This is a genomic window from Pseudomonas salmasensis (assembly GCF_014268375.2).
Taxonomy (GTDB): domain Bacteria; phylum Pseudomonadota; class Gammaproteobacteria; order Pseudomonadales; family Pseudomonadaceae; genus Aquipseudomonas; species Aquipseudomonas salmasensis.
Map to the genome: position 1 here is coordinate 3,854,824 of NZ_CP077083.1, position 22,678 is coordinate 3,877,501.

Here is a 22,678-nt window from a genome sequence, read left to right on the forward strand (position 1 = left end):
TTCGCGAGCAAGCTCGCTCCTACAGGGGGTGGTGGCGGTAGGTAGAGCCGGTGTGTTGGTTGGGTAAGCGGGCCTTGTTTTGGAAGACTTTTTCCCGCAGCGTTCCCGGCGCATATTCCGTCTTGTACGAGCCCCGTCGTTGTAGCTCTGGTATCACCAGCTCAATGAAATCCACATAGCTCTCCGGCGTCACAATGCGCGTCAGGTTGAAACCATCCAGCCCGGTTTCGCTGATCCAGGATTCCAGCTCATCGGCCACCTGTTCAGGCGAGCCCACCAGGGTGATATAGCGCCCGCCCAAGGCGTGCTGGTCGAGCAATTTGCGCCGGGTCCAGTCGTTGTTCTGCAGGTTCTGGGTGGCGGACTGGATCGCGTTGCTCTTGACGTACTGGATGGGTTCGTCCAGCCCGTATTGGGCAAAATCAATCCCGGTCGAGGCCGAGAAATGTGCCACGCCGGCTTCCGCGCTGGCGTAGCTGAGGTACTCGGCGTGCTTGGCCCACGCCAGCTCTTCGGTGGCGCCCACGATCACGTTAAGGCCCATGAACACCTTGATGTCATCCGGGTTGCGCCCAGCCTCCACCGCGCTGGCGCGCACCTTGTCCACCTGGCGCTTGGTCGCGGATTTGTTTTGCCCGCTGATAAACACGCACTCGGCATGCCGCCCGGCGAACAGCAAGCCACGCTCGGAACTACCGGCCTGAAACAGCACCGGCGTGCGCTGCGGCGAAGGCTCGCACAGGTGATAACCCTCCACCTGATAGAACTCGCCGTGGTGCGCAACCTTATGCACCTTGCCCGGTTGCGCATACACCCGCGCTTGGCGATCGTTGCGCACGGCGTCGTCTTCCCAGCTGCCTTCCCAGAGCTTGTACAACACCTGCAGGTATTCATCGGCCTGGTCGTAGCGCCGGTCATGCTCGACCTGTTCGGTGAGGCCCATGGCCTTGGCGGCGCTGTCGAGGTAGCCGGTGACAATGTTCCAGCCCACCCGGCCGCGGCTCAGGTGATCCAGCGTCGACATGCGCCGGGCGAACAGGTACGGCGGCTCGTAGGTGAGGTTGGCGGTAAGGCCGAAGCCCAAGTGCTGGGTGACAGCGGCCATGGCCGACACCAACAGCAGCGGGTCGTTGACCGGCAACTGGATCGACTCCTTGAGCGGCACGTCAATGGTGTCCTGGTACACGTCATACACGCCGACGATATCGGCGATGAACAAACCATCGAACAGCCCGCGCTCCAGGATCTGCGCCAGTTCAGTCCAGTATTCGAGGGTCTTGTACTCGGTCGAGTTGTCTCGTGGATGAGCCCACAAACCGTGGTTGATGTGCCCGATGCAGTTCATGTTGAAGGCATTGAGCAGGATCTTTTTTTTGCTCATCAGATGGTCCCCCGCAGCGGCGGGTTTTCATCGTTGAGGTAGTAGTTGCCGACCGCATGGTATTTCCAGCGGACCGGGTCGTGCAGGGTGTGCACCCGCGCGTTGCGCCAGTGGCGGTCCAGGCCATGCTCGGCCAGGGTCGCCTGGCTGCCGGCCAGTTCGAACAGGGTGCTGCCGGACGCCAGGGAAATCTCTGTGCTCAGGGCGCGCACTTCGGCGACGGCGATGGAGGCAGCGGCGACGGTCTGGGCATTGCTGTCGGCCTGGGCGCGGTCGAGGAATTCACCTGCGCGCTCCAGCAAGGCTTCGGCGGCGTGCAGGCGGCTGCTCAAGTGGCCGAAGCTCTTGAGTGTCAGCGGGTCTTCGGTGGCCTTGTCGTTGCCGGCGTCGATCCAAGGGCGGGTCTTGGTGCGCACAAAATGCAGTGCATCTTCAAAGGCCGCGCGGGCGATGCCGGTGTCGATGGCCGCATGGAGGATCTGCGCCAGCGGGCCGACGGTAGTCGGGCGTTCGAAGGCGCTCTGGAACGGCACCACGTCTTGCGCTGCGACCCACACGTTGTCGAACACCACCGAGCCGCTGCCGGTGGTGCGCTGGCCGAAGCCGCTCCAGTCATCGATCACCGTCAGGCCCGCGCTGTCACGCGGTACGAAGGCCAGTTGCTGCACGCCGTGTGCATCCACTACCGAGGTGGGGATGCGCTGGGCATAGATCGCCCCGGTGGCGTAGAACTTGCGCCCGTTGATGCGAAAACCATCGCCGTCGCGGGTGAGGCTGGTGATGCGGTCGTGGGCGGTCTTGGTGCCCAGTTCCGCCAAGGCGTTGCCAAAGCGTTGGCCGGCCAATACCTCGGTGTACAGGCGTTGCTGCTGTTCGGGGCTGCCGTTCACCCGCAGTACTTCGAGGGCATAGAAATGGTTTTGCGGAATCTGGCCCAACGAGCCATCGGCCTGGGCGATCAGTGCGATGACCTTGGCCAGGGTGACATTGGACACGCTCGCGCCGCCGTAGGCCTTGGGCACGCTGATGCCCCACAGGCCAGAGCGGGAAAACACGTCCAGCTCGGGCAATGGCAGGCGGCGTTCGCGGTCGCGTTGGGCGCTGTCGCGGCGCAGGTCTTCCGCAAGGTCGCTGGCGACGATAAGCGCTTGTTCGTCGCTGGTGATGACCGCGACGGGATGAGAAAGGGTCATGAGTTTCTCCAGAAGCTCGTGGAAAAAGTGTTCTGGTTGGTTAAATCCAGGAATGACGAGCCGGCAAGGTGCCGTTGAGTCGATAGGCGCCGATGGCGTGGTACTTCCAGCGCACCGGGTCGTGCAGGGTGTGCACCCGGGCGTTGCGCCAGTGACGGTCAAGGTTGAATTCGGCCAGGGTGGCGCGGCTGCCCGCCAGTTCGAAGAGCTTCTCGGTGACCTGCAGCGCCACTTCGGTGGTCAGCACCTTGGCCTCGGCCACGGCAATCGAGGCGTAGGCGGCGGACTGCGCGGTAATTGGCGCGGCGCTGACCTGGTCCAGCACCTGGCCCGCCTTGCGCAGCAGGGCTTCGGCGGCGTGCAGTTCGATCTTCAACTTGCCGATATCGGCGATCACATACAGGTCGTCGCTGGCCCGCTCGACCTTGGCGTCGATCCACGGGCGCGAACGTTCCCGCACGAAGGCAATGGCATCGTCGAGGGCGCCCCGGGCGATGCCGGCGTCGATGGCGGCCTGGATCAGTTGCGACACGGCTCCCTGGATATTCGGGCTTTCGCCCAGGCGCCAGTTGTCGATGACCAGGTCCGGGTCTACCGCTACGCGATCAAGCAGCACGGTGCCACTGGCGGTGGTGCGTTGGCCAAAGCCGGACCAGTCATCGACGATGCGCAGCCCTTCGCTGCCGCGACGCACAAAGGCCATGACCTGCTTGCCGTCATCGTTCAAGGCCTTGATTGCCACCCAATGGGCAAACAGGGCACCCGTGGAGTAGAACTTCTGCCCGCTGAGCACGTAACCGTCGCCGTCGGCCGTGAGGCGTGCCTTGAGCTCCAAGGTATTTTTGGTGCCGCGTTCGGGGCCGCCGTTGCCGATGCGCCAGCCGTCGAGCACGCTCTGGAACAGCTGTTTTTTCTGGCGCTCGGTGGCGGTGCCCTGCAACACATGCAGGATGCCGAAATGGTTCTGCGGGATCTGCCCGAGTGCCGGGTCGGCTGCGCTGATGATCGCGAAGACTTCGGCCAGGGTCACAAACGACACCTGGGGCCCGCCGTATTCACGGGGAATGGAAATACTGCCCAAGCCGCTGCGGGTGAACTGTTCGAGCTGCGCCCAGGGCAGTTTGCGTTGCTGGTCGCGCTGGGCGGCCTGCGCGCGCGCAGCCTGGGCCAGTTCGTGGGCGGCGCTCAGCGCCTGGGCGTCGTTGCGCAGCACCGTGGCGGGCACCAGCAGGGGGGCTACGTCCAGATCACTCTGGGGGGATGTTAGAGCCAAGTTAGACATCAGCGCCGCTCCTTGGCTGCACTTAATGCCCTGGCGTTGTACACCGGGGTAATTCTGACCATACCGACCTCGCATTCAATGAAATAAACAGAAAAATCAGGAATGTCCGGTGGTCCGGTGCATATACCCTAAGCGTGTTAATTATTTAAATAAACTAACTTTTAGGAATATGCATAGAAGGGCTGTCACCCCGGTTCACAGGGTGAGCCGAAGCGACGCGGTTGATAGCCCGATGCGGGCGAGGCAGGGCGGGGCGGTGTGCAGGCGGCGATGCGCAGCGTGCGGGCGGGCGCCCAGCGGGAGTTGTTACCCACGCGGTCGAGAATGCAGTAGGTGACCTCCAGCCGGCAGTCGTCGCCGGCTTCGACAATCACCTGGGGCGGCACCCACACCTGCACCGCCAGGCCGACGCTTTTGGCCTGGATGCGGGGCAGGTCCAGGCGTACATCGCCCCAGCGCAAGGTGATGGCATCGCCCGTGCTCATGTTCAGGTAAGGCTCGATGGTCAGCGGAATGCCGCGCCTTACCTGGCTGCTGTTGACGCCGTGGCGGCGGATTGTCTCGGGCAGGTTCACGGGCGCCAGGTTCTGGTTTTCATCGCCGCCTTCAGGGTTCAGGTGCGGCGAAGGCTGCCCGCCGGGGTAGCTGGTCTTGACCCGCACCAGCGTCACCGCCGAGCGCATCGGGCCATGGCCGATCTGCAAGACCTGATAGTGGACGCGTGCCGGGCCGTCCTGCACAAAGCTTTCTGGTACGCACAGGTGGGTGCAGGTGCCGATCTTGCACGCCGTCACCTTGCGCGAGGCGGCAAAGCAGTTGTTCCAGAACAGTTCGATCAGGTCGCCTTCTTCCATGCTCGGGTAGGGCGAAATGTCGACCTGCAAGTGGGCGGAGGCCAGGGCGCTGATGCCGTTTCCAATAGCCTGGGGCAGCTTTGGGGCACGGAGCGTGGCCGGGGTTTGAGTGTGTGTCATAAGTAATCTCCTTGATGCAGCCAGCAGCAATCGTTCCGAAGCCTCGACGCATAGGCGCAGGGGGGTCGAAAGGCACGATTCAGTCAGTAGCCGGGATAGGATCCAATCCTCAAGGCGCTAGATAAGAGGGTTGGCCGGGGAGCGTCAATGGAGGCAAAGGGCTAAACGGTGGGTTTGGAGAGATTCAGAAAGGTCTGACGGGGAGGGGGATTTTAAGGCGCTTGCGACGGGGGCTTTTACACGCTCAACCTGCAACCCGTTGTAGGAGCGAGATTGCTCGCGAAGAACGCCCAGGCAACTCGGTCAATCTGATTCACCGCGTTATCGTTAACGTTCTTCGCGAGCAATCTCGCTCCTACACTGGGAGGCGTCAGTGGGCGAGGAATTTGCTCAGGAACTGCTTGGTGCGTTCTTCCCTGGGGTTGGCAAACAGTGCCTTGGCTTCGCCCTGTTCGACGATCACGCCCTTGTCGAAAAAGATCACGCGGTTGGCCACGTCACGGGCAAAGCTCATCTCGTGGGTGACGATGACCATGGTGCGGTTCTCTTCGGCCAGGCTGCGAATGGTCGCCAATACTTCGCCCACCAGTTCCGGGTCGAGGGCCGAGGTGGGTTCGTCAAACAGGATCACCTCCGGCTCCATGGCCAATGCGCGGGCAATCGCCACACGCTGTTGCTGGCCGCCGGACAGGCGCCGCGGGTACGACGCTTCCTTGCCCGCCAGGCCGACCCTGGCCAACAGCTTGCGCCCCAGTTCGGCCGCCGCTTCCCGTGGCATCTTCTTGACCACAATCGGGCCTTCGATGACGTTTTCCAGCGCGGTGCGGTGGGGGAACAGGTTGAAGTTCTGGAACACAAAGCCCACATGCTGGCGCAGGCGCCGCACCAGGCCCTGTTGCTGGTTGAGCGGCCTGCTGCTGTCGATCTCGATGTCACCTACCTTGATACGGCCGCTGGTGGGTTCTTCGAGGAAGTTCAGGCAGCGCAGGAAGGTGGTCTTGCCCGAACCGCTGGGGCCGATGATGGCGACCACTTCGCCTTCCTGAACCTCCAGGTCGATGCCGTTGAGCACCACCTGACCGTTGAATTGTTTGGTCAGTTTTTCAACCACGATCATGCTTCAAGACTCCAGGTCATGCCGGTTGACCCGGTCTTCCAGACGATTTTGCAGATGCGCCAGGATGCTCGCCAGGATCCAGTAGATCAGGGCCGCGGACAGATACATGGTGAAAATTTCGAAGGTACGTGCCGACACCAGTTGGGCCTGGCGAAACAGCTCGGGCACCTGGATGGTGGCGGCCAGCGCCGTGTCCTTGACCAGCGAAATAAAGCTGTTGCCCAAAGGTGGCAACGCCGTGCGCATCGCCTGGGGCAGGATGGCCCGGCGCAACGTCTGCGCACGGGTCATACCGATACTGGAAGCGGCTTCCCACTGGCCACGCTCGATGGAGGCGATGGCGGCCCGCAGGATTTCACAGGCATAGGCGGCCATGTTCAGCGAAAAGCCGATCATGGCGGCCGGGATCGGGTCCAGCTCGATGCCCACTTGCGGCAAGCCGTAGTAGATCAGGAACAGCTGCACCAGCAACGGCGTGCCGCGAAAAAACGACACGTAGACCCGAGCCGTCCAGCTCAAGAGCTTGAAGCGCGACAGGCGCATCAAGGCCAGGCCGAAGCCTAGCAGCAGGCCGAAAAACATCCCGCCCAGGCTGAGGATTACCGTGTAGTACGCGCCCTTGAGCAGAAAGGGCGCGGAGTCCAGCGCGAGTTGGAAACCTGCTTCCATTATTGCGTGACGTCAGCGTTGAAGTACTTCTCGGACAGCTTTTTCAAGGTGCCGTCGGCGCGCAGTTTGTCCAGAGCCTTGTTCACCGCGTCGAGCAGCTCGGGCTCGCCTTTGCGCAGGGCGATACCGGATTCCTGACGGGAGAAGGCGTTGCCGGCAGCGGCGGTGTCGGGGGCTTTCTTGGCGTATTCCAGGGCGGCCAGACGGTCGATCAGGATGGCGTCGATGCGGCCGATGCGCAGGTCCTGGAACTTGGTTGGGTCGTCGTTGTAGGTTTTGATGATGGCTTTGGGTTGGTTGTCCTTGAGCCATTGTTCGTAGTTGGTGCCCAGGCCTACACCGACTTTCTTGTCGGCCAGGTCGTCGGCTTTACTGATCGAGTCGACGTTCTTCTTCAGCACCAGGGCCTGGATGCCGGACACGGTGTAAGGCTTGGAGAAATCGTACTTTTTCTTGCGCTCTTCGGAGATGGTCACTTGGTTGACCACGGCGTCCAGGCGCTTGGATTCCAGCGCGGCGAGGATGCCGTCCCACGGTGTGGCTTGCAGCTTGACCTTGACGCCCAGCTCCTTGGCCAGTGCCTCGGACAGTTCCACTTCGAAACCGCTGAGCTTGCCGCTCTCATCGACAAAGCTGAACGGCGGGTAGGTGCCTTCCAGGCCGATCTTGATCTCGCCGGCCTTCTTGATGGTGTTCAACTGCTCGCCGGCAACCGCCTGGCCCAGCCAGCCAGCGCCAAGCGCCAGGCCCAAAGTGCCAACCAACAGCGTGCGACGAAATGCAGAAATAGTCATGGAGAGCCCCTGTGTTTTTATGGTGAGCGAAGCAGGTGACGCGGTAGTCGTATCCTGCCCTAAAGTGCGAAGCACGTCTTCGCCTTCGGCGCGATGATAAGGTGGGTTTTTAAGTCTTGAAAATAATAAAAATACAATTTCATATTCTATTTTTGAATATGACCGTATTCAATCAGTTGAATACTGAGTCATAGGCAAACAATGCCGGCGCGCCACCGGTATGCAGGAAAATAATGGGCCCCTCTTCAAACCGCTGGCGCCCGATGCCGTCGAGCAAACCGGCCATGGCCTTGCCGGTATATACCGGGTCCAGCAACAGACCTTCCTGACTGGCCAAAAGTTTGATCGCCGAGAGGGTGCCGGCGTTTGGCTCGCCATAGCGGGGGCCGAAATATTCGTCCCACAGGATCACTTTGAAGGCGTCGGGAATAGCCACACCGAGCAACTGGGCAGTGCGTTCGGCCAGGCCCTGCACTTTGGGCAATTGCGCTTGCTCGGTGCGCGACACCGTGATGCCGATCACCGGCAACTGCGGCAATGCTTCGCTCAAGGCCAGGGCCAGGCCGCTGTGGGTGCCGGCGCTGCCAGAGGCGAGCACCACGGCGGCGAATTCAATGCCGCTGTCTTCAATCTGCGCGGCCAACTCCAGCCCGGCGCGCACGTAACCCAATGCGCCGAGGGCGTTGGAGCCGCCGATAGGCACCAGGTAAGGCTTCTTGCCGTTGCTGCGCAGGCGGTCGGCGAGGGCGTTGAGTTGGTCGTCGACGTTGTCGAGGTTTTCCACCAATTCCACTTTGGCGTCGAACAGCTCCAGCAGCAGGCGATTGCCGTTGCCCAGGTAGTTGGGGTCTTCGGTGCCGGTAGGGTTTTCCAGCAGGGCCACACAGCCCAGGCCGAGTTTGGCGGCCAGCGCGGCGGTCTGGCGAACATGGTTGGACTGGATCGCGCCGGCGGTGACCAAGGTATCGGCGCCCTGGGCGATGGCGTCGGCAGCCAGGTATTCAAGCTTGCGCAGCTTGTTGCCGCCCATGGCCAGCGGCGTGGTGTCATCGCGTTTGACGTAGATGTCCCTGCCCAGCCAGGCCGACAGCCGCTCGAGTTTTTCCAGGGCGGTGGCATTGCCCAGTAGATCCAGGCGGTCAAAACGGTCGAGCTGTTGTTTGATCATGGTTACGCACGGTGGCTGAGTGATGGGGGGACTATAGGCAGGCACTTTTCATCGGGCAACCGTCAATCGCTTATGACGAAAGGTTCTTAGGCTCACACCATTGGTTCTTAAGAGCTGCCTGGGTGCATACCGTAAAGTGAGGGCCATTTCGTCAGGAGTGAATACCGTGAGTGAGCGTTCCAGTCATTGGCAATTGCAGACCATCGTCAGCCAGCTGCGCGGCGCCCGCGACCAGTGGCGAACGCGCAACGGACGCTTGAGTGGCGAGCATGGTGGCCGCGAGTTGCCGTCCCGCGAGGCGGTGGCGCAGATACTTGAGGCGTTGTGCGGTGCACTGTTTCCGATGCGCCTGGGCCCGGCGGACCTGCGCGAAGAAAGCGAAGACTTCTACGTGGGCCATACCCTCGACGTCGCGCTCAACGCCTTGCTCGCCCAGGCGCGCCTGGAGCTGCGCTATGCCGCACGCCAGAGCGGTGAGGATGACAGTGAGGTCAACGCCCGCGCCATTCGCCTGATCCAGGATTTCGCCCTGGCGCTGCCATCTTTGCGCAGCCTGCTGGACACCGACGTACTGGCCGCCTACCACGGCGACCCGGCCGCCCGCAGTGTGGATGAGGTGCTGCTGTGCTACCCGGGCATCCTGGCGGTAATCCACCATCGCCTGGCCCACCACCTGTACCGCGCCGGCCTGCCGCTGCTGGCGCGGATCAGTGCAGAAATCGCCCACTCGGCCACCGGCATTGATATCCACCCCGGCGCGCAGATCGGCCCGAGCTTCTTTATCGACCACGGCACAGGCGTGGTGATTGGCGAGACGGCGATCATCGGCGAGCGCGTGCGCATCTACCAGGCCGTGACACTCGGCGCCAAACGCTTTCCGGCGGATGAAGATGGGCAATTGCAAAAAGGCCACCCGCGTCATCCTATTGTTGAGGATGATGTGGTGATCTACGCCGGGGCGACGATCCTGGGGCGGATCACCATTGGCCAGGGTTCGACCATCGGCGGCAACGTGTGGCTGACCCGCAGCGTGCCGGCCGGGGCGAATATCACCCAGGCGAACTTGCAGCATGATGATGGGGCGCAGAAGTAATACCTGAGCCAAAGGCCGGTCAATGTGGGAGCTGGCTTGCCTGCGATAGCGGTGTATCAGTCAACAGCTGGGTGGCTGACCCAGCGCTATCGCAGGCAAGCCAGCTCCCACATTTCGTATGTATTTCACCGTCGGGTTGCTGAACGATTCGTCTCCTCCACGCGTCATACCAATCCCTGAGCTAGTGTAGGAAACACCTACCACTCAGCCCCGAGATTAGTCCCAGACCGCCTATTCATGTTTAACTTGAACGTTCGTTCAAGTTAAACCGGTGGTTCGCTGCCCGCTCACAACAGGAGGCTTACCTTTGCTGAGTCCGTTTTTTACAGCCATATCCCGCAACCTTGAGGTGCACCGTTCATGAGTGCATCGTCTACCTCATCCAGCGGCCTGGTGCGCATGAATGCGCCCGTTTTCTACTTTGCCGCGACCGTCATCCTGCTGTTTGGCATCACGGTCATCGCTATCCCGCAACAGGCCGGTGCCTGGCTGCTGGCGGCGCAAAACTGGGCGGCCAACACGGTCGGCTGGTACTACATGCTGGCGATGACCCTATATCTGGTCTTCGTGGTGGTCACCGCGCTATCGGGCTACGGCAAGATAAAACTCGGTGCCGACCACGACGAGCCCGAATTCAGTTACCTGTCCTGGGCCGGCATGTTGTTCGCCGCCGGGATCAGCATCACGCTGTTTTTCTTCTGTGTCTCGGAGCCGCTGACGCACTTGGTGCAGCCGCCCCAGGGCGAAGCAATGAACGCCGATGCGGCGCGCCAGGCCATGCAGGTGCTGTTCCTGCATTGGGGCCTGCATGGCTGGGGCGTGTTCGCGTTTGTCGGCATGGCTCTGGCGTATTTCGCCTATCGGCATAACCTGCCGCTGGCGTTGCGCTCGGCGCTGTACCCGCTGATCGGCAAGCGCATCAATGGCCCTATCGGTTACGCCGTGGATGGCTTCGGCATCATTGCCACGGTGTTCGGCCTGGGCGCCGACATGGGCTTTGGCGTGCTGCACCTCAACTCTGGCCTGGACTACCTGTTTGGCATTGCCCATACCCAGTGGATCCAGGTGGGCCTGATCACCCTGATGATGGGCGCGGCGATCATCGTCGCCGTGGCCGGCGTCGACAAGGGCGTGCGGGTGATGTCCGACATCAACATGCTGCTGGCCTGTGCGCTGCTGCTGTTCGTGTTGTTCGCCGGGCCTACCCAGCACCTGCTCAATACTTTGATCCAGAACATCGGTGACTATCTGGGGGCGTTGCCCACCAAGAGTTTTGATGTGTACGCCTACAACAAACCGAGCGACTGGCTGGGTGGTTGGACGGTGTTCTACTGGGCCTGGTGGATCGCATGGTCGCCGTTCGTGGGCCTGTTTATCGCGCGTATTTCCCGTGGCCGCACCATCCGCGAATTCGTGTTTGGCGTGCTGCTGATTCCGCTGGGCTTCACCCTGGCGTGGATGTCGATCTTCGGTAACAGCGCCATTGACCAAGTGCTCAACCATGGTATGGCCGCACTGGGCCAGTCGGCGATCGATGACCCATCGATGAGCCTCTACCTGCTGCTGGAAACCTACCCGTGGAGCAAGACCGTGATCGCGGTCACGGTGTTCATCAGCTTTGTGTTCTTCGTGACCTCGGCGGACTCCGGCACTGTGGTGCTCTCCACCCTCTCGTCCAAAGGCGGCAACGCTGACGAAGACGGGCCGAAGTGGCTGCGTGTGTTCTGGGGCGCGATGACCGCCCTGGTCACCAGTGCCTTGCTGTTCGCCGGCAGTATCGACTCGCTCAAGTCTGCGGTGGTACTGACCTCGCTGCCGTTCTCGCTGATTCTGCTGCTGATGATGTGGGGGCTGCACAAGGCGTTCTACCTGGAGTCGCAAAAGCAGATCGCGCAGTTGCATTCCCTGGCGCCGATCTCCGCTTCGCGCAAAGGCCGAGGCGGCTGGCGCCAGCGCTTGAGCCAGGCGGTGCATTTCCCATCCCGCGATGAGGTGTACCGTTTCCTCGACACCACGGTGCGCCCGGCGATTGAAGAAGTGACCGCAGTGTTTGTCGAGAAGGGCCTTACGGTAGTGAGCCAGCCCGACCCTGCCAACGACAGCGTCAGCCTCGAAATCGGCCATGGCGAAGAACGTCCGTTCATCTACCAGGTGCAGATGCGTGGCTACTTCACGCCGTCGTTTGCTCTGGGCGGCATCGGCAAGAAAGAGATCAACAACCGCCGCTACTATCGGGCCGAAGTGCACTTGAGTGAGGGCAGCCAGGACTATGACCTGGTGGGCTACACCAAAGAGCAGATCATCAATGACATCCTCGACCAGTACGAGCGGCATCTGCAGTTCCTGCACATGGTGCGCTGATAGCGTTCCGCTCAAGTAGGTCTTTGCTGTAAAAGGAAGAGGCAGACTTAAGCGATTCAGCTGCTTAAAAGGCCTGGGAATATGCCTATTCCCGGGCCTTATTTGCCCTAGATCAAGAGAGGATTCGATGACGTACATTGCTGCCGAAAACCGCTATGAATCTATTCCTTATCGCCGCGTAGGCCGCAGTGGATTGGTGCTGCCAGCCCTGTCCCTGGGGTTGTGGCACAACTTTGGCGACAGCACCCCGATCGACACCCAGCGCGCGTTGCTGCGCACGGCGTTCGACCTGGGCATCAACCACTTCGACCTGGCCAACAACTACGGCCCGCCTTACGGCAGCGCCGAGATCAATTTCGGTCGGTTGCTGCGCGAAGACTTCAAGCACTATCGCGACGAACTGATCATCTCCAGCAAAGCCGGTTGGGACATGTGGCCCGGCCCTTACGGCCAGGGTGGCGGTTCGCGTAAATACGTATTGGCGAGCCTGGACCAGAGCCTGCAACGCCTGGGCGTCGACTATGTGGATATCTTCTACTCCCACCGCTTCGACCCCGACACGCCCCTGGAAGAGACCGCCAGCGCCCTCGCCACAGCGGTGCAACAAGGCAAGGCGTTGTACATCGGTATCTCGTCTTACTCCGGAGTCAAAACCCGCGAAATAGCGGCGCTGCTCAAAGAGTGGAAAGTGCCGCTGTTGATCCACCAGCCGGCCTATAACCTGCTCAACCGTTGGGTGGAAAAAGACCTGCTGGAGACCACTGAAGAACTCGGCGCCGGGGTCATTGCTTTTACGCCGTTGGCCCAGGGTTTGTTGACCGATAAATACCTCAACGGCGTACCAGCCGATGCGCGGGTGAACCGTCCGGGGGGTGGCTCGTTGCAAGCCCAGCACCTGTCCGAGGCGAACATCGCCCATGTACGCGGCCTGAATGAAATCGCCAAGCGCCGTGGCCAGAGCCTGGCCCAGTTGGCGCTGGCGTGGACATTGCGTGATCCACGGGTGACCAGTGCGCTGATCGGCGCGAGCCGGCCGGAGCAGATCATCGAGAACGTCGGGGCGTTGAAGAACTTGAGCTTCAGTGCGCAAGAGCTGGCGCAGATTGATCGGTTTGCGCAGGAAGGCGGGATTAACCTGTGGGAAAAACCTTCCACCGCCGAATAACCCGCCGAACTCGGTAAGTGTAGGAGCGAGCTTGCTCGCGAAAAACGTCAACGATAACGCGTGCTTGCTGAATGAACGCGGCGCCTTTGAGTTTTTCGCGAGCAAGCTCGCTCCTACAAAAAAGCCTTAACTGACTGGCATTAGGGTTTGCCCACAGTTGATCTTTGCTGGATTCTAAAACGGCACATCCCCAAGAATCGTCGCCCGGTGCATCACCCGCCGCTGCGGCCGGTAGTCATCCACGGCGTAATGCTGGGTGACGCGGTTATCCCAGAACGCCACGTCGTTTTCCTGCCAGCGCCAGCGAATGGTGAATTCCGGGCGGGTGGCGTGGGCGAACAGCAGCTTGAGAATGGCCTCGCTTTCGCCCGGCTCCAGCTCATTGATTCGTGTGGTGAAGCCGTCGCTGACGAACAGCGATTTACGCCCACTCACCGGATGCGTGCGCACGACTGGGTGCGATAGCGGCGGGTTTTTCTTGCGGGTTGCTTCCCAGCGCGCAAGGTCCTCGGCGGTGTTGCCAAAGCGCTCCAGCGGGAACGACTTGGTAAAGTCATGTGTGGCGGTGAGCCCATCGAGCAAGCCCTTCAACGGCTCGGACAATGCCTCATACGCCGCAATCCCACTGGCCCACAAGGTATCGCCGCCGAAGGCTGGCAGCAGCTTGGCGCTGAGCACCGCGCCTAGGGCAGGCGTGGGCAGGAAGGTCACGTCGGTATGCCAGACCGCGTTATCCCGCACATCGGTGACGGCGGTGTCGAGGATCAGCACTTCAGGCTGTTCCGGCACGTTGGGGTAGATCGGGTGGATGTGCAGGTCGCCAAAGTTTGCCGCGAACCGAGCCTGTTGCTGGGGCGTGATCGGCTGGTCACGGAAGAACAGCACCGAATAGTCGAGCAACGCCTGTTCAATCGCGTTGCGCTGTTCAGGGTTCAGCGGCTGGCTGATATCGACGCCACTGATCTGGGCGCCCAGGGCGGTGCTTAATGGGGTAACGGTCAGGCTGCTCATTGTGGGCTCTTCACTCAGTGTGCCTGGCCATGCCAGGGCACTAATTTACGCTGCAGGGCGCGCAGGCCCATTTCCATGGCGAAGGCGATCAGGGCGATGACCAGGATCCCCAGCACCACCACATCAGTGACCAGAAACTGCGCCGCCGACTGCACCATGAACCCCAGGCCGCTGGTGGCGGCAATCAACTCGGCCGCCACCAGGGTCGACCAGCCCACGCCCAGGCCGATGCGCACACCGGTGAGGATATCGGGCAGGGCGCTGGGCAGGATCACATGGCGAATCAGTTGCGCGCGGGTGGCGCCCAATGACTGCGCCGCGCGCAATTTGGCCGGGTCGACAGTGCGCACCCCAGTGGCGGTGGCGATGGCAATTGGCGCGAAGATCGCCAGGTAGATCAGCAGCACCTTGGACAACTCGCCAATGCCGCACCAGATCACGATCAGCGGCAGGTAGGCCAGGGGTGGAATCGGCCGGTAGAACTCGATCAGCGGATCGAGAATGCCACGGGCGATACGGTTGGCACCGATGGCGATCCCCACCGGCACGGCGGTCAGTACCGCAAAGCCCAGGCCCAGGCCGATGCGGCTGAGGCTCGCGCCCAAGTGCTGCCACAAGGTGGAATCCATATAACCGGTGGTCGCCAACAGCCAGCCTTTTTGCAGCACGGCCGACGGTGGCGGCAGGAACAGGGGCTCGATCAAACCGGTGGCGGTGACGGCCCACCAGAGGGCGAGCAAGGCCACCAGGGTCAGCAGGCTGATCCAGCGCGTGCTCAGGCGCCGGCGCAGCGGGATCACGGCATGTGTCGCAGGCTCGGTGGCCGTGGCGGGAAGTTCGTAGCTGCTCATGCGTACACCTGCCGTTGGGAGAACACTTTGCCCAGCACGTGTTCGCGGGTTTCGATAAAGCGTGGGTCGGATTTGATGGCGCGGGCCGACTCACCGGCGGCATACCGTTGGCCGAAGTCCAGCTGCAACCGCTCAACGATCTGGCCGGGGTTGGGCGCGAGCAAGATCAGGTCGGTGGCTAGAAACACCGCCTCTTCGATGTCGTGGGTAATCAGGAACACCGGCTTGGCCGTGCGCCGCCACACTTGCAGCAGCAACTCCTGCATCTGTTCACGGGTGAACGCGTCCAGGGCGCCGAAGGGTTCGTCCATCAGCAGTACACGCGGGTCGGCCGCCAGCGCACGCGCCAGGCCGACGCGTTGCTTCTGGCCGCCGGAGAGTTGCCAGATGCGGCGGCTGTCGAAACCGGCCAGGTCTACCAGGGCGAGCATTTCACGGGCGCGGGCTTCGCGCTGCGCCTTGGGCACACCGGCCAGTTCCAGGCCGAAAGCCACATTGGCCAACACGTCCTGCCAGGGCAGCAGAGCGTCGTCCTGGAACACCACGCCGCGTTCGGCGCTGGGGCCTTTGACCGGCACGCCATCGAGGGTGATACGCCCGGCAGACGGTTCGACGAAGCCGGCAATCAGGTTCAACAACGACGTCTTGCCACTGCCGGACGGGCCCAGGGCAACCAGCAATTGCTGGGGCCCAAGTTCCAGTGAAATATCGGACAGTACCGGTTCCGGGGCGCCTGGGTACTGTGCGCTGATGCGCTCCAGTTGTAGCAAGGCCATCGCTGTGAACTCCTGGGTCAGTGGGTAATGAACTGGGCGCTGACATAAGGGGCGTAGTCGGGCAGCACGGCATCGACCTTGCCCTGTTCCTTGAGGAACGCAGCGGTGTCGGTGACGGCCTTGGTGGTCGGTGCGCCCAGCAGGGTGACCTGGTCGGCAGCGAGCGGGTAGACGTTGCCTTGCAGCAGCAACGGGATATCGCTGGCCTTGGCGCCGGAGAGTTTCACCAGCTTGTCGACGTTGCCGGAATCGGCGAGCCAGGCTTGTGGGTCTTTGCGGTAGGCGGCGTAGGCATCCAGAGTGACCTTGGCGAAAGCGGTAACGATCTCTGGGTGCTTCTCGGCAAAATCCTTGCGCACGATCCAGGCGTCGAACGTCGGCGCACCGAACTTGGCCAGTTCGCCGGAGGTGATCAGCACCTTGCCGGTTTCCTTGGCCACGCCCAGGGCGGGGTCCCAGACATAGGTGGCGTCGATATCACCGCGCTTCCAGGCGGCGATGATGGCCGGCGGGGCGAGGTTGAGGACGGTGACTTTGGCCGGGTCGATGTTCCAGTGTTTCAGCGCGGCGAGCAGGCTGTAGTGGCCGGTGGAAACAAAGGGCACGGCGATCTTTTTGCCGATCAGGTCCTGAGGGCTGTTGATCCCCGAACCGTTACGCGCCACCAGGGCTTCGGCGCCGCCGATCTGGGTGGCGACGAGGAAGGTTTGCACCGGGACTTTGCGGGTGATTGCGGCGGTCAGCGGGCTGGAACCGAGGTAGCCGATCTGCACGTCGCCGGACGCGATGGCGGCGATGATGTCGGCGCCATTGTCGAATTTGCGCCAGTCGATCTTGGCGTTGGTGGCTTTTTCATAGGCGCCGTCGGCTTGGGCGACTTTGGCCGGGTCCACGGTGGTCTGGTACGCAATGGTCACATCCGCCGCCTGGGCAAACAGGCTGGCACCGGCCAGGGACAATGCGGCCAACAGGCGCAGAGGGGTCAGCAGTTTCAAGGGGAAGCTCCTCAATCAGGCGGCCGAGGGTCGGCGTGAGAGGAGACTAAATGATCTAAGAATTCGAAAATAAATAACTTTTTCGAATTAGCTTAAAACTTGTAGGAGCGAGCTTGCTCGCGAAAAACTCACGGCCCCCGCATTCATCCAGACTGAACGCGTTACCGTTAACGTTTTTCGCGAGCAAGCTCGCTCCTACAGGTTAGTTGCTGATGGCGAGGATGCTTGCCTGGTACGCGCCGACAAACACATCGAAATCGCCCACTTCGTTCTGCTCAAGCTCCGCCTGTTGCGCCAGCGACGCGCGGGCCAGTTCTTCAAAGCGTGCTTGTTCGTCAGCCGCCAGAGGCTCCTTGCGAAAGTATTCGGCATGCACTTCGCTTTGGTGCAGGGAGAACTGCGCAAAGCTTTCCTTGCGCTCGGCCATGGCCGCCAACACCTGGGCCGACGGTGTCAGGGACGGGTCCTGGACCTTGGCCAACTGGGCGTCCAGTGCCTCACTGTGTTCGGTGATGCCGTGGCTCTGATCGAGCAGGGCGGCCAGCGGGGCAATCTTCTCCAGCAACTCGGCGGCCCATTCCTTCATGTCCACCGGCTGGCCGTCACGCTGCAATTGCAGGCCCGGACGGCGGCCTTCCTTGACCACGCTGAGGAAGTTGGAGGTGGCGTTGCCGCACTCGTTGTTGGCGAACAGTGGGCTGTCGTTCAGCGCGCAGTACAGCAGGAATGCGTCGAGGAAACGTGATTCCGGCAGGTCGATACCCATCGGCAGGAACGGGTTGATGTCCAGGCAGCGCACTTCGATGTACTGAATGCCACGGGCCATCAGCGCCTGGATCGGCCGCTCGCCGGTGTAGGTCACGCGCTTGGGGCGGATGTTGGAGTAGTACTCGTTTTCGATCTGCAGGATGTTGGTATTGAGCTGCACCCACTCGCCATCCTTGTGCGTGCCAACTTCAACGTACGGCGCGTAGGGCGTTGCCACCGCTTCGCGCAGGCTGTCGGTGTAGCTGGCCAAATCGTTGTAGCACGGCGTCAGGCCGGCCTGGGCGTTGCTCTGGTAACCCAGGTCGCTCATGCGCAGGCTGGTGGCGTAGGGCAGGTACAGGGTGTCGGCGTCGAGGACTTCAAGCTGGTGCGAGCGCCCGCGCAGGAAGCCGGCGTCCAGGGCGGGCGAGGCACCGAACAGGTACATCAACAGCCAGCTGTAGCGACGGAAATTACGGATCAGCGCGATATAGGCCGTGGACTGATAGTCGCGGTCGGTGCCGACAAATCCTTCTGTTTCCTTGAGCAATGGCCACAACTGTTCCGGCAGGGAAAAGTTGTAGTGGATGCCCGCGATGCACTGCATGGTCTTGCCGTAACGCAGGGCCAGGCCCTTGCGGTACACGTACTTGAGCTGGCCGATATTGGAGGTGCCGTAGTAGGCAATCGGAATATCTTCCTCGGCCGGCAACGGGCACGGCATCGAGGGGCTCCACAGGTATTCGCTGCCCAGCTTGGAGTAGGCAAAGCGATGGATCTTGTCCAGGCTGCTCAGGGTATCGGCCGGGTTCGGCAGGGCTGGGGTGATGAACTCCAGCAGCGATTCCGAGTAGTCGGTGGTGATCTGTTCATTGGTCAGCGCGGCGCCCAGGGCTTCGGGGTGCGGCGTTTGCGCCAGGCGACCTTCGTTGGTGACGCGCAGGCATTCGCGCTCGATGCCGTGCAAGCATTGCTCTAGCAGGGAGAGGTGTTCGCGCTTGCCGAGCAGGGCCAGGCGGCGGTTGAGAAGTTCGCTCAAGTTGGATTCCTTCACGCGTCAGTCGCCCCAATATGGGGGTGGGCAGGACGGTCTACAAGGGTGAAGTTGAAACTGGCGTGATCGCCTGGTTTTGAGTCGATTTGACCCGCTCTGAATCTGCCGACTTCACTCCATGAATTGGGCTACAGCGCAGCGAGAAAATTCCGACGCTGTTATCGCAGCGCCGAAATTAACTCAAATCGGGGGTGGGGAGCTATAGGACAGCGAACGTGCCCTGTGCTTTTGCGACAAGTCTTTCGCCTTGGTACACGTCCGCCTCGACCACCAGGGTGCGGCGACCGGTGTGGATCACTCGGCTGGTGCACAGCACATCACCGTCTTCGACGGCGCGGATATAGTTGATCTTGCATTCGATGGTGGCGCTCTGCTGATCGAAACCGTGGGCGCTGGAACAGGCCAGGCCCATGGTTATATCCACCAGGCTGAAAATCGCCCCGCCATGGAGCTTGCCCGCGCGGTTGCGCAGGTGCGGCTCCAGGGTCAGGGCCACCTCGGCAACGCCCTCTTCCAGGCGTTGCAGGCGGCAGCCGATCAGTTCGCTGAACGCGCTCTGGGTCAAACCGGCCGGAATTTCCATCAGCGCTTCTTCAGCTGTTTGGCGTTGGCAAACAGCGACGCCATGGCGTTGTTGCTCGGCGCGGCAGTCGCGGTTTCCTTGCGTGGCGCGTTGTTCTGCGACTGGCGCGGCGCGGAACCCGGGCGAGCGCCACGGGCACCGTCGATCTTCTCGCCGGGGGTGTCGCTCATGCGCATCGACAGGCCCACGCGTTTGCGCGGGATATCGACTTCCATGACCTTGACCTTGACCACGTCACCGGCTTTCACCGCTTCGCGAGGGTCCTTGATGAACTTCTCCGAAAGCGCGGAGATATGCACCAAACCGTCCTGATGCACGCCGATGTCCACGAATGCGCCGAAGTTGGTCACGTTGGTTACCACGCCTTCGAGGATCATGCCCGGTTGCAGGTCCTTGAGGTCTTCGACGCCGTCCTGGAACTCGGCGGTCTTGAACTCGGGGCGCGGGTCGCGACCTGGTTTCTCCAGTTCTTGCAGGATGTCGGTGATGGTGGGTACACCGAAGGTTTCGTCGGTGTACTTCTTCGGGTCCAGGCGCTTGAGGAACGCGGCATCGCCGATCAACGAACGGATATCGCGGTCGGTCTCGGCGGCAATGCGTTGCACCAACGGGTAGGCTTCCGGGTGAACCGCAGACGCATCCAGCGGGTTGTCGCCGTTCATTACGCGTAGGAAACCGGCAGCCTGTTCAAAGGTTTTTTCACCCAGGCGTGCGACCTTTTTCAGCGCGGCGCGGGTTTTGAACGCGCCGTTTTCGTCGCGATGGCTGACGATGTTCTGCGCCAGTGTGGCGTTGAGGCCGGAGATCCGCGCCAGCAGGGCCACGGACGCGGTATTCACATCCACGCCCACGGCGTTTACGCAATCTTCCACCACCGCATCCAGGCCGCGTGCCAGTTTCAGCTGCGACACGTCGTGCTGGTACTGGCCGACGCCGATGGATTTAGGGTCGATCTTCACCAGTTCGGCGAGCGGATCTTGCAGGCGGCGGGCGATGGACACCGCGCCACGGATCGACACGTCGAGGTCCGGGAATTCCTTGGAGGCCAGCTCCGACGCCGAGTACACCGAAGCGCCCGCTTCGGAGACCATGACCTTGGTCATCTTCATGGCTGGGTATTTTTTGATCAGCTCGGCGGCCAGCTTGTCGGTTTCGCGGCTGGCGGTGCCGTTGCCGATGGCGATCAGGTCCACCGCGTGCTTGGCGCACAGGGCGGCCAGGATCGCCAGGGTCTGGTCCCACTTGTTGTGCGGAACGTGTGGGTACACCGTGGCGTGGTCCAGCAGCTTGCCGGTGGCATCGACCACCGCGACCTTGCAACCGGTGCGCAGGCCCGGGTCGAGGCCCAGGGTGGCACGCGGGCCGGCCGGTGCGGCCAACAGCAGGTCGTGCAGGTTGTGGGCGAACACGTTGATCGCCTCGGTTTCGGCGCCGTCGCGCAGCTCGCCAAGCAGGTCGGTTTCCAGGTGGGTGTAGAGCTTGACCTTCCAGGTCCAGCGCACCACTTCGCCAAGCCATTTGTCTGCCGGGCGGTTCTGGTTCTGGATGCCGAATTGTTGACCGATCATGCCTTCGCACGGGTGCATGGTGCCTGGCAGCTCGTCACCGACTTTCAGCGCGGAACTGAGAATGCCTTCGTTGCGGCCGCGGAAAATCGCCAGGGCGCGGTGGGACGGCATGCTTTTGAGCGGTTCGTCGTGTTCGAAATAGTCGCGGAACTTGGCGCCTTCTTCCTCTTTGCCGGCGATGACGCGGGCGCTGAGGATGGCCTCTTGCTTGAGGTAGGTACGCAGTTTTTCCAGGAGGCTGGCGTTTTCGGCGAAGCGCTCCATCAGGATGTACTTGGCGCCTTCGAGGGCGGCCTTGACGTCGGCGACGCCTTTTTCAGCATCGATAAAGCGCGCGGCTTCGGTTTCTGGCGTCAGCGACGGGTCGTTGAACAGGCCATCGGCCAAATCGCCCAGGCCGGCTTCCAGGGCGATCTGGCCCTTTGTACGACGTTTCTGTTTGTACGGTAGGTAAAGGTCTTCGAGGCGGGTCTTGGTGTCGGCGAGCTTGATGTCGCGTTCCAGTTGCGGGGTCAACTTGCCCTGTTCCTCGATGCTGGCGAGGATGCTGATACGCCGCTCGTCGAGTTCTCGCAGGTAGCGCAGGCGCTCTTCCAGGTGCCGCAGTTGGGTGTCGTCGAGGCTGCCGGTCACTTCTTTTCGGTAACGGGCGATGAAAGGCACCGTGGAGCCTTCATCCAGTAGAGCGACGGCCGCTTCGACCTGTTGTGGGCGTACGCCGAGTTCCTCGGCGATGCGGCTGTTGATGCTGTCCATAAAACCACCTGAAATTCTTAAAATCAGCGCACCGGCCCGTAGAAAAAGGCCGGCGAGGCTGGTTGAGCGGCCCGACTGGCGCCGCTGCCTGGGTCAAGAGGCTGGCTATTGACCCTCGAAATCGAAAAATTCACGACAAGCGGGTAAAAAAAGCCCGGCAGTAAACGGTAACGATCTGACGTTGCCCTGCACGCAGGCGCCGCATTATAACCAGCGTTCCGCCCTTGGGGGCTACTGCGCCGCAGGTTGTAGGGCGCGGGTTCGCTGGCAGTAGATGAAAAATCTGCTAACAATGCACACGGTGCGTATAACGGCAGCTACGCCATAATGCGCGCCGAGATAAGAGGAGCATCCAATGAGCAGCACCGCACAAACTGCTGAAGGCGAAAAAATTCTCATCGTTGATGACGATCCGGGGCTGAGCAGCCTGCTGGAGCGTTTTTTCAACTCCAAGGGCTATCGTGCCCGCGCGGTGCCGAACACCGAGCAGATGGATCGCCTGTTGGGGCGTGAAGTCTTCAACCTGGTCGTACTCGACCTGATGCTGCCCGGCGAAGACGGCCTCACTGCGTGCAAGCGCCTGCGCGGTGCTAACAACCAGATCCCGATCATCATGCTCACCGCCAAGGGCGATGAACTGAGCCGCATCAAGGGCCTGGAGCTGGGCGCTGATGACTACCTGGCCAAACCATTCAACCCCGATGAACTGATGGCGCGGGTCAAGGCCGTGTTGCGTCGCCAGGCACCGGCGGTACCGGGCGCACCGGGCAGCGAAGACGAAAGTGTCACCTTTGGCGACTACGAACTGTCGCTGGCCACCCGTGAGCTCAAGCGCGGTGAAGAAGTGCACATGCTCACCACTGGTGAATTCGCAGTGCTCAAGGCCTTGGTGATGAACGCTCGCCAGCCGCTGACCCGTGACAAGCTGATGAACCTGGCCCGTGGCCGGGAATGGGACGCCCTGGAGCGCTCCATTGACGTACAGATTTCCCGACTGCGCCGGATGATCGAGCCGGACCCGTCCAAGCCGCGGTATATCCAGACGGTATGGGGTGTGGGTTATGTGTTTGTGCCGGATGGCACCGCAACCAAGTGACCGATGATTTGCAGGGGCGGGTATCCTGGCGTTTGACCCCATGA

19 protein-coding genes are annotated in these 22,678 nt (G+C 61.7%); 4 read left to right on the forward strand and 15 right to left on the reverse strand.

Annotated elements, in window-relative coordinates; genetic code table 11:
• Positions 1–19 precede the first annotated feature (19 nt).
• The 8 genes from HU731_RS17305 to HU731_RS17340 all read right to left on the reverse strand — a co-directional run bounded on the left by HU731_RS17305 (position 20) and on the right by HU731_RS17340 (position 8,578).
• Complete coding sequence (locus HU731_RS17305) at positions 20–1,381, reverse strand: LLM class flavin-dependent oxidoreductase (protein ID WP_186606380.1); 1,362 nt, start codon at positions 1,379–1,381, stop codon at positions 20–22.
• Positions 1,381–2,574, reverse strand: coding sequence for an SfnB family sulfur acquisition oxidoreductase (locus tag HU731_RS17310; protein WP_186606381.1), 1,194 nt, complete (start codon positions 2,572–2,574; stop codon positions 1,381–1,383). Before HU731_RS17310 ends, HU731_RS17305 begins: the two co-directional genes overlap by 1 nt.
• Before the next feature lie 40 nt (positions 2,575–2,614).
• The gene (locus HU731_RS17315) at positions 2,615–3,856 is read right to left on the reverse strand and encodes an SfnB family sulfur acquisition oxidoreductase (protein WP_186606382.1); all 1,242 of its coding nucleotides are present in this window, start codon (positions 3,854–3,856) and stop codon (positions 2,615–2,617) included.
• 185 nt (positions 3,857–4,041) lie between these two features.
• Positions 4,042–4,830, reverse strand: coding sequence for a hypothetical protein (locus HU731_RS17320; RefSeq protein WP_186606383.1), 789 nt, complete (start codon positions 4,828–4,830; stop codon positions 4,042–4,044).
• A 370-nt stretch (positions 4,831–5,200) separates the two neighbouring features.
• A complete protein-coding gene (gene tcyN, locus HU731_RS17325) occupies positions 5,201–5,947 on the reverse strand; it encodes an L-cystine ABC transporter ATP-binding protein TcyN (RefSeq protein WP_186606384.1) in 747 nt (248 codons plus the stop codon).
• Positions 5,948–5,950: 3 nt separating this feature from the next.
• Positions 5,951–6,616, reverse strand: coding sequence for a cystine ABC transporter permease (tcyL, locus tag HU731_RS17330; RefSeq protein ID WP_186606385.1), 666 nt, complete (start codon positions 6,614–6,616; stop codon positions 5,951–5,953).
• Positions 6,616–7,410 (reverse strand): cystine ABC transporter substrate-binding protein, encoded by a 795-nt coding sequence (gene tcyJ / locus HU731_RS17335; protein WP_186606386.1) that lies wholly within the window; start codon positions 7,408–7,410, stop codon positions 6,616–6,618. Before tcyJ ends, tcyL begins: the two co-directional genes overlap by 1 nt.
• Positions 7,411–7,582: 172 nt before the next feature.
• Positions 7,583–8,578 (reverse strand): D-cysteine desulfhydrase, encoded by a 996-nt coding sequence (locus tag HU731_RS17340; protein ID WP_186606387.1) that lies wholly within the window; start codon positions 8,576–8,578, stop codon positions 7,583–7,585.
• Positions 8,579–8,744: 166 nt separating this feature from the next.
• Here HU731_RS17340 and epsC point away from each other — a divergent pair, with 166 nt between their 5' ends.
• The 3 genes from epsC (at position 8,745) to mgrA (ending at position 13,197) form a co-directional block, all read left to right on the forward strand.
• The gene (gene epsC, locus HU731_RS17345) at positions 8,745–9,671 is read left to right on the forward strand and encodes a serine O-acetyltransferase EpsC (RefSeq protein WP_186606388.1); all 927 of its coding nucleotides are present in this window, start codon (positions 8,745–8,747) and stop codon (positions 9,669–9,671) included.
• Between the two features lie 399 nt (positions 9,672–10,070).
• On the forward strand, positions 10,071–12,032 hold the full coding sequence (gene betT, locus HU731_RS17350; protein ID WP_186606530.1) for a choline transporter BetT: 1,962 nt from the start codon (positions 10,071–10,073) through the stop codon (positions 12,030–12,032).
• Positions 12,033–12,159: 127 nt separating this feature from the next.
• Positions 12,160–13,197, forward strand: a complete 1,038-nt coding sequence (gene mgrA, locus HU731_RS17355; RefSeq protein WP_186606389.1) for an L-glyceraldehyde 3-phosphate reductase — start codon at positions 12,160–12,162, stop codon at positions 13,195–13,197.
• A gap of 174 nt (positions 13,198–13,371) precedes the next feature.
• On the opposite strand, the gene tauD is transcribed toward mgrA, so the two are convergent.
• From tauD to HU731_RS17390, 7 genes are all read right to left on the reverse strand, one after another.
• Positions 13,372–14,208: a taurine dioxygenase gene (gene tauD / locus HU731_RS17360; protein WP_186606390.1), complete on the reverse strand. Its 837-nt coding sequence runs from the start codon at positions 14,206–14,208 to the stop codon at positions 13,372–13,374.
• Between the two features lie 14 nt (positions 14,209–14,222).
• A complete protein-coding gene (gene tauC, locus HU731_RS17365; RefSeq protein ID WP_032894126.1) occupies positions 14,223–15,059 on the reverse strand; it encodes a taurine ABC transporter permease TauC in 837 nt (278 codons plus the stop codon).
• Positions 15,056–15,835, reverse strand: a complete 780-nt coding sequence (gene tauB / locus HU731_RS17370) for a taurine ABC transporter ATP-binding subunit (protein WP_186606391.1) — start codon at positions 15,833–15,835, stop codon at positions 15,056–15,058. Before tauB ends, tauC begins: the two co-directional genes overlap by 4 nt.
• A gap of 17 nt (positions 15,836–15,852) precedes the next feature.
• Positions 15,853–16,830, reverse strand: coding sequence for a taurine ABC transporter substrate-binding protein (tauA, locus tag HU731_RS17375; RefSeq protein ID WP_186606392.1), 978 nt, complete (start codon positions 16,828–16,830; stop codon positions 15,853–15,855).
• Between the two features lie 202 nt (positions 16,831–17,032).
• The gene (gene gshA, locus HU731_RS17380) at positions 17,033–18,616 is read right to left on the reverse strand and encodes a glutamate--cysteine ligase (protein ID WP_186606393.1); all 1,584 of its coding nucleotides are present in this window, start codon (positions 18,614–18,616) and stop codon (positions 17,033–17,035) included.
• 214 nt (positions 18,617–18,830) lie between these two features.
• On the reverse strand, positions 18,831–19,214 hold the full coding sequence (locus HU731_RS17385; RefSeq protein ID WP_014716471.1) for a PaaI family thioesterase: 384 nt from the start codon (positions 19,212–19,214) through the stop codon (positions 18,831–18,833).
• Complete coding sequence (locus tag HU731_RS17390; protein WP_014716472.1) at positions 19,214–21,538, reverse strand: Tex family protein; 2,325 nt, start codon at positions 21,536–21,538, stop codon at positions 19,214–19,216. Before HU731_RS17390 ends, HU731_RS17385 begins: the two co-directional genes overlap by 1 nt.
• Positions 21,539–21,893: 355 nt before the next feature.
• Between HU731_RS17390 and ompR the strand changes: the two genes are divergently transcribed.
• Positions 21,894–22,634 carry an osmolarity response regulator transcription factor OmpR gene (gene ompR, locus HU731_RS17395; RefSeq protein WP_003187669.1) on the forward strand — a complete coding sequence of 247 codons (741 nt, stop codon included), beginning with the start codon at positions 21,894–21,896 and terminating at the stop codon, positions 22,632–22,634.
• Positions 22,635–22,678 lie beyond the last annotated feature (44 nt).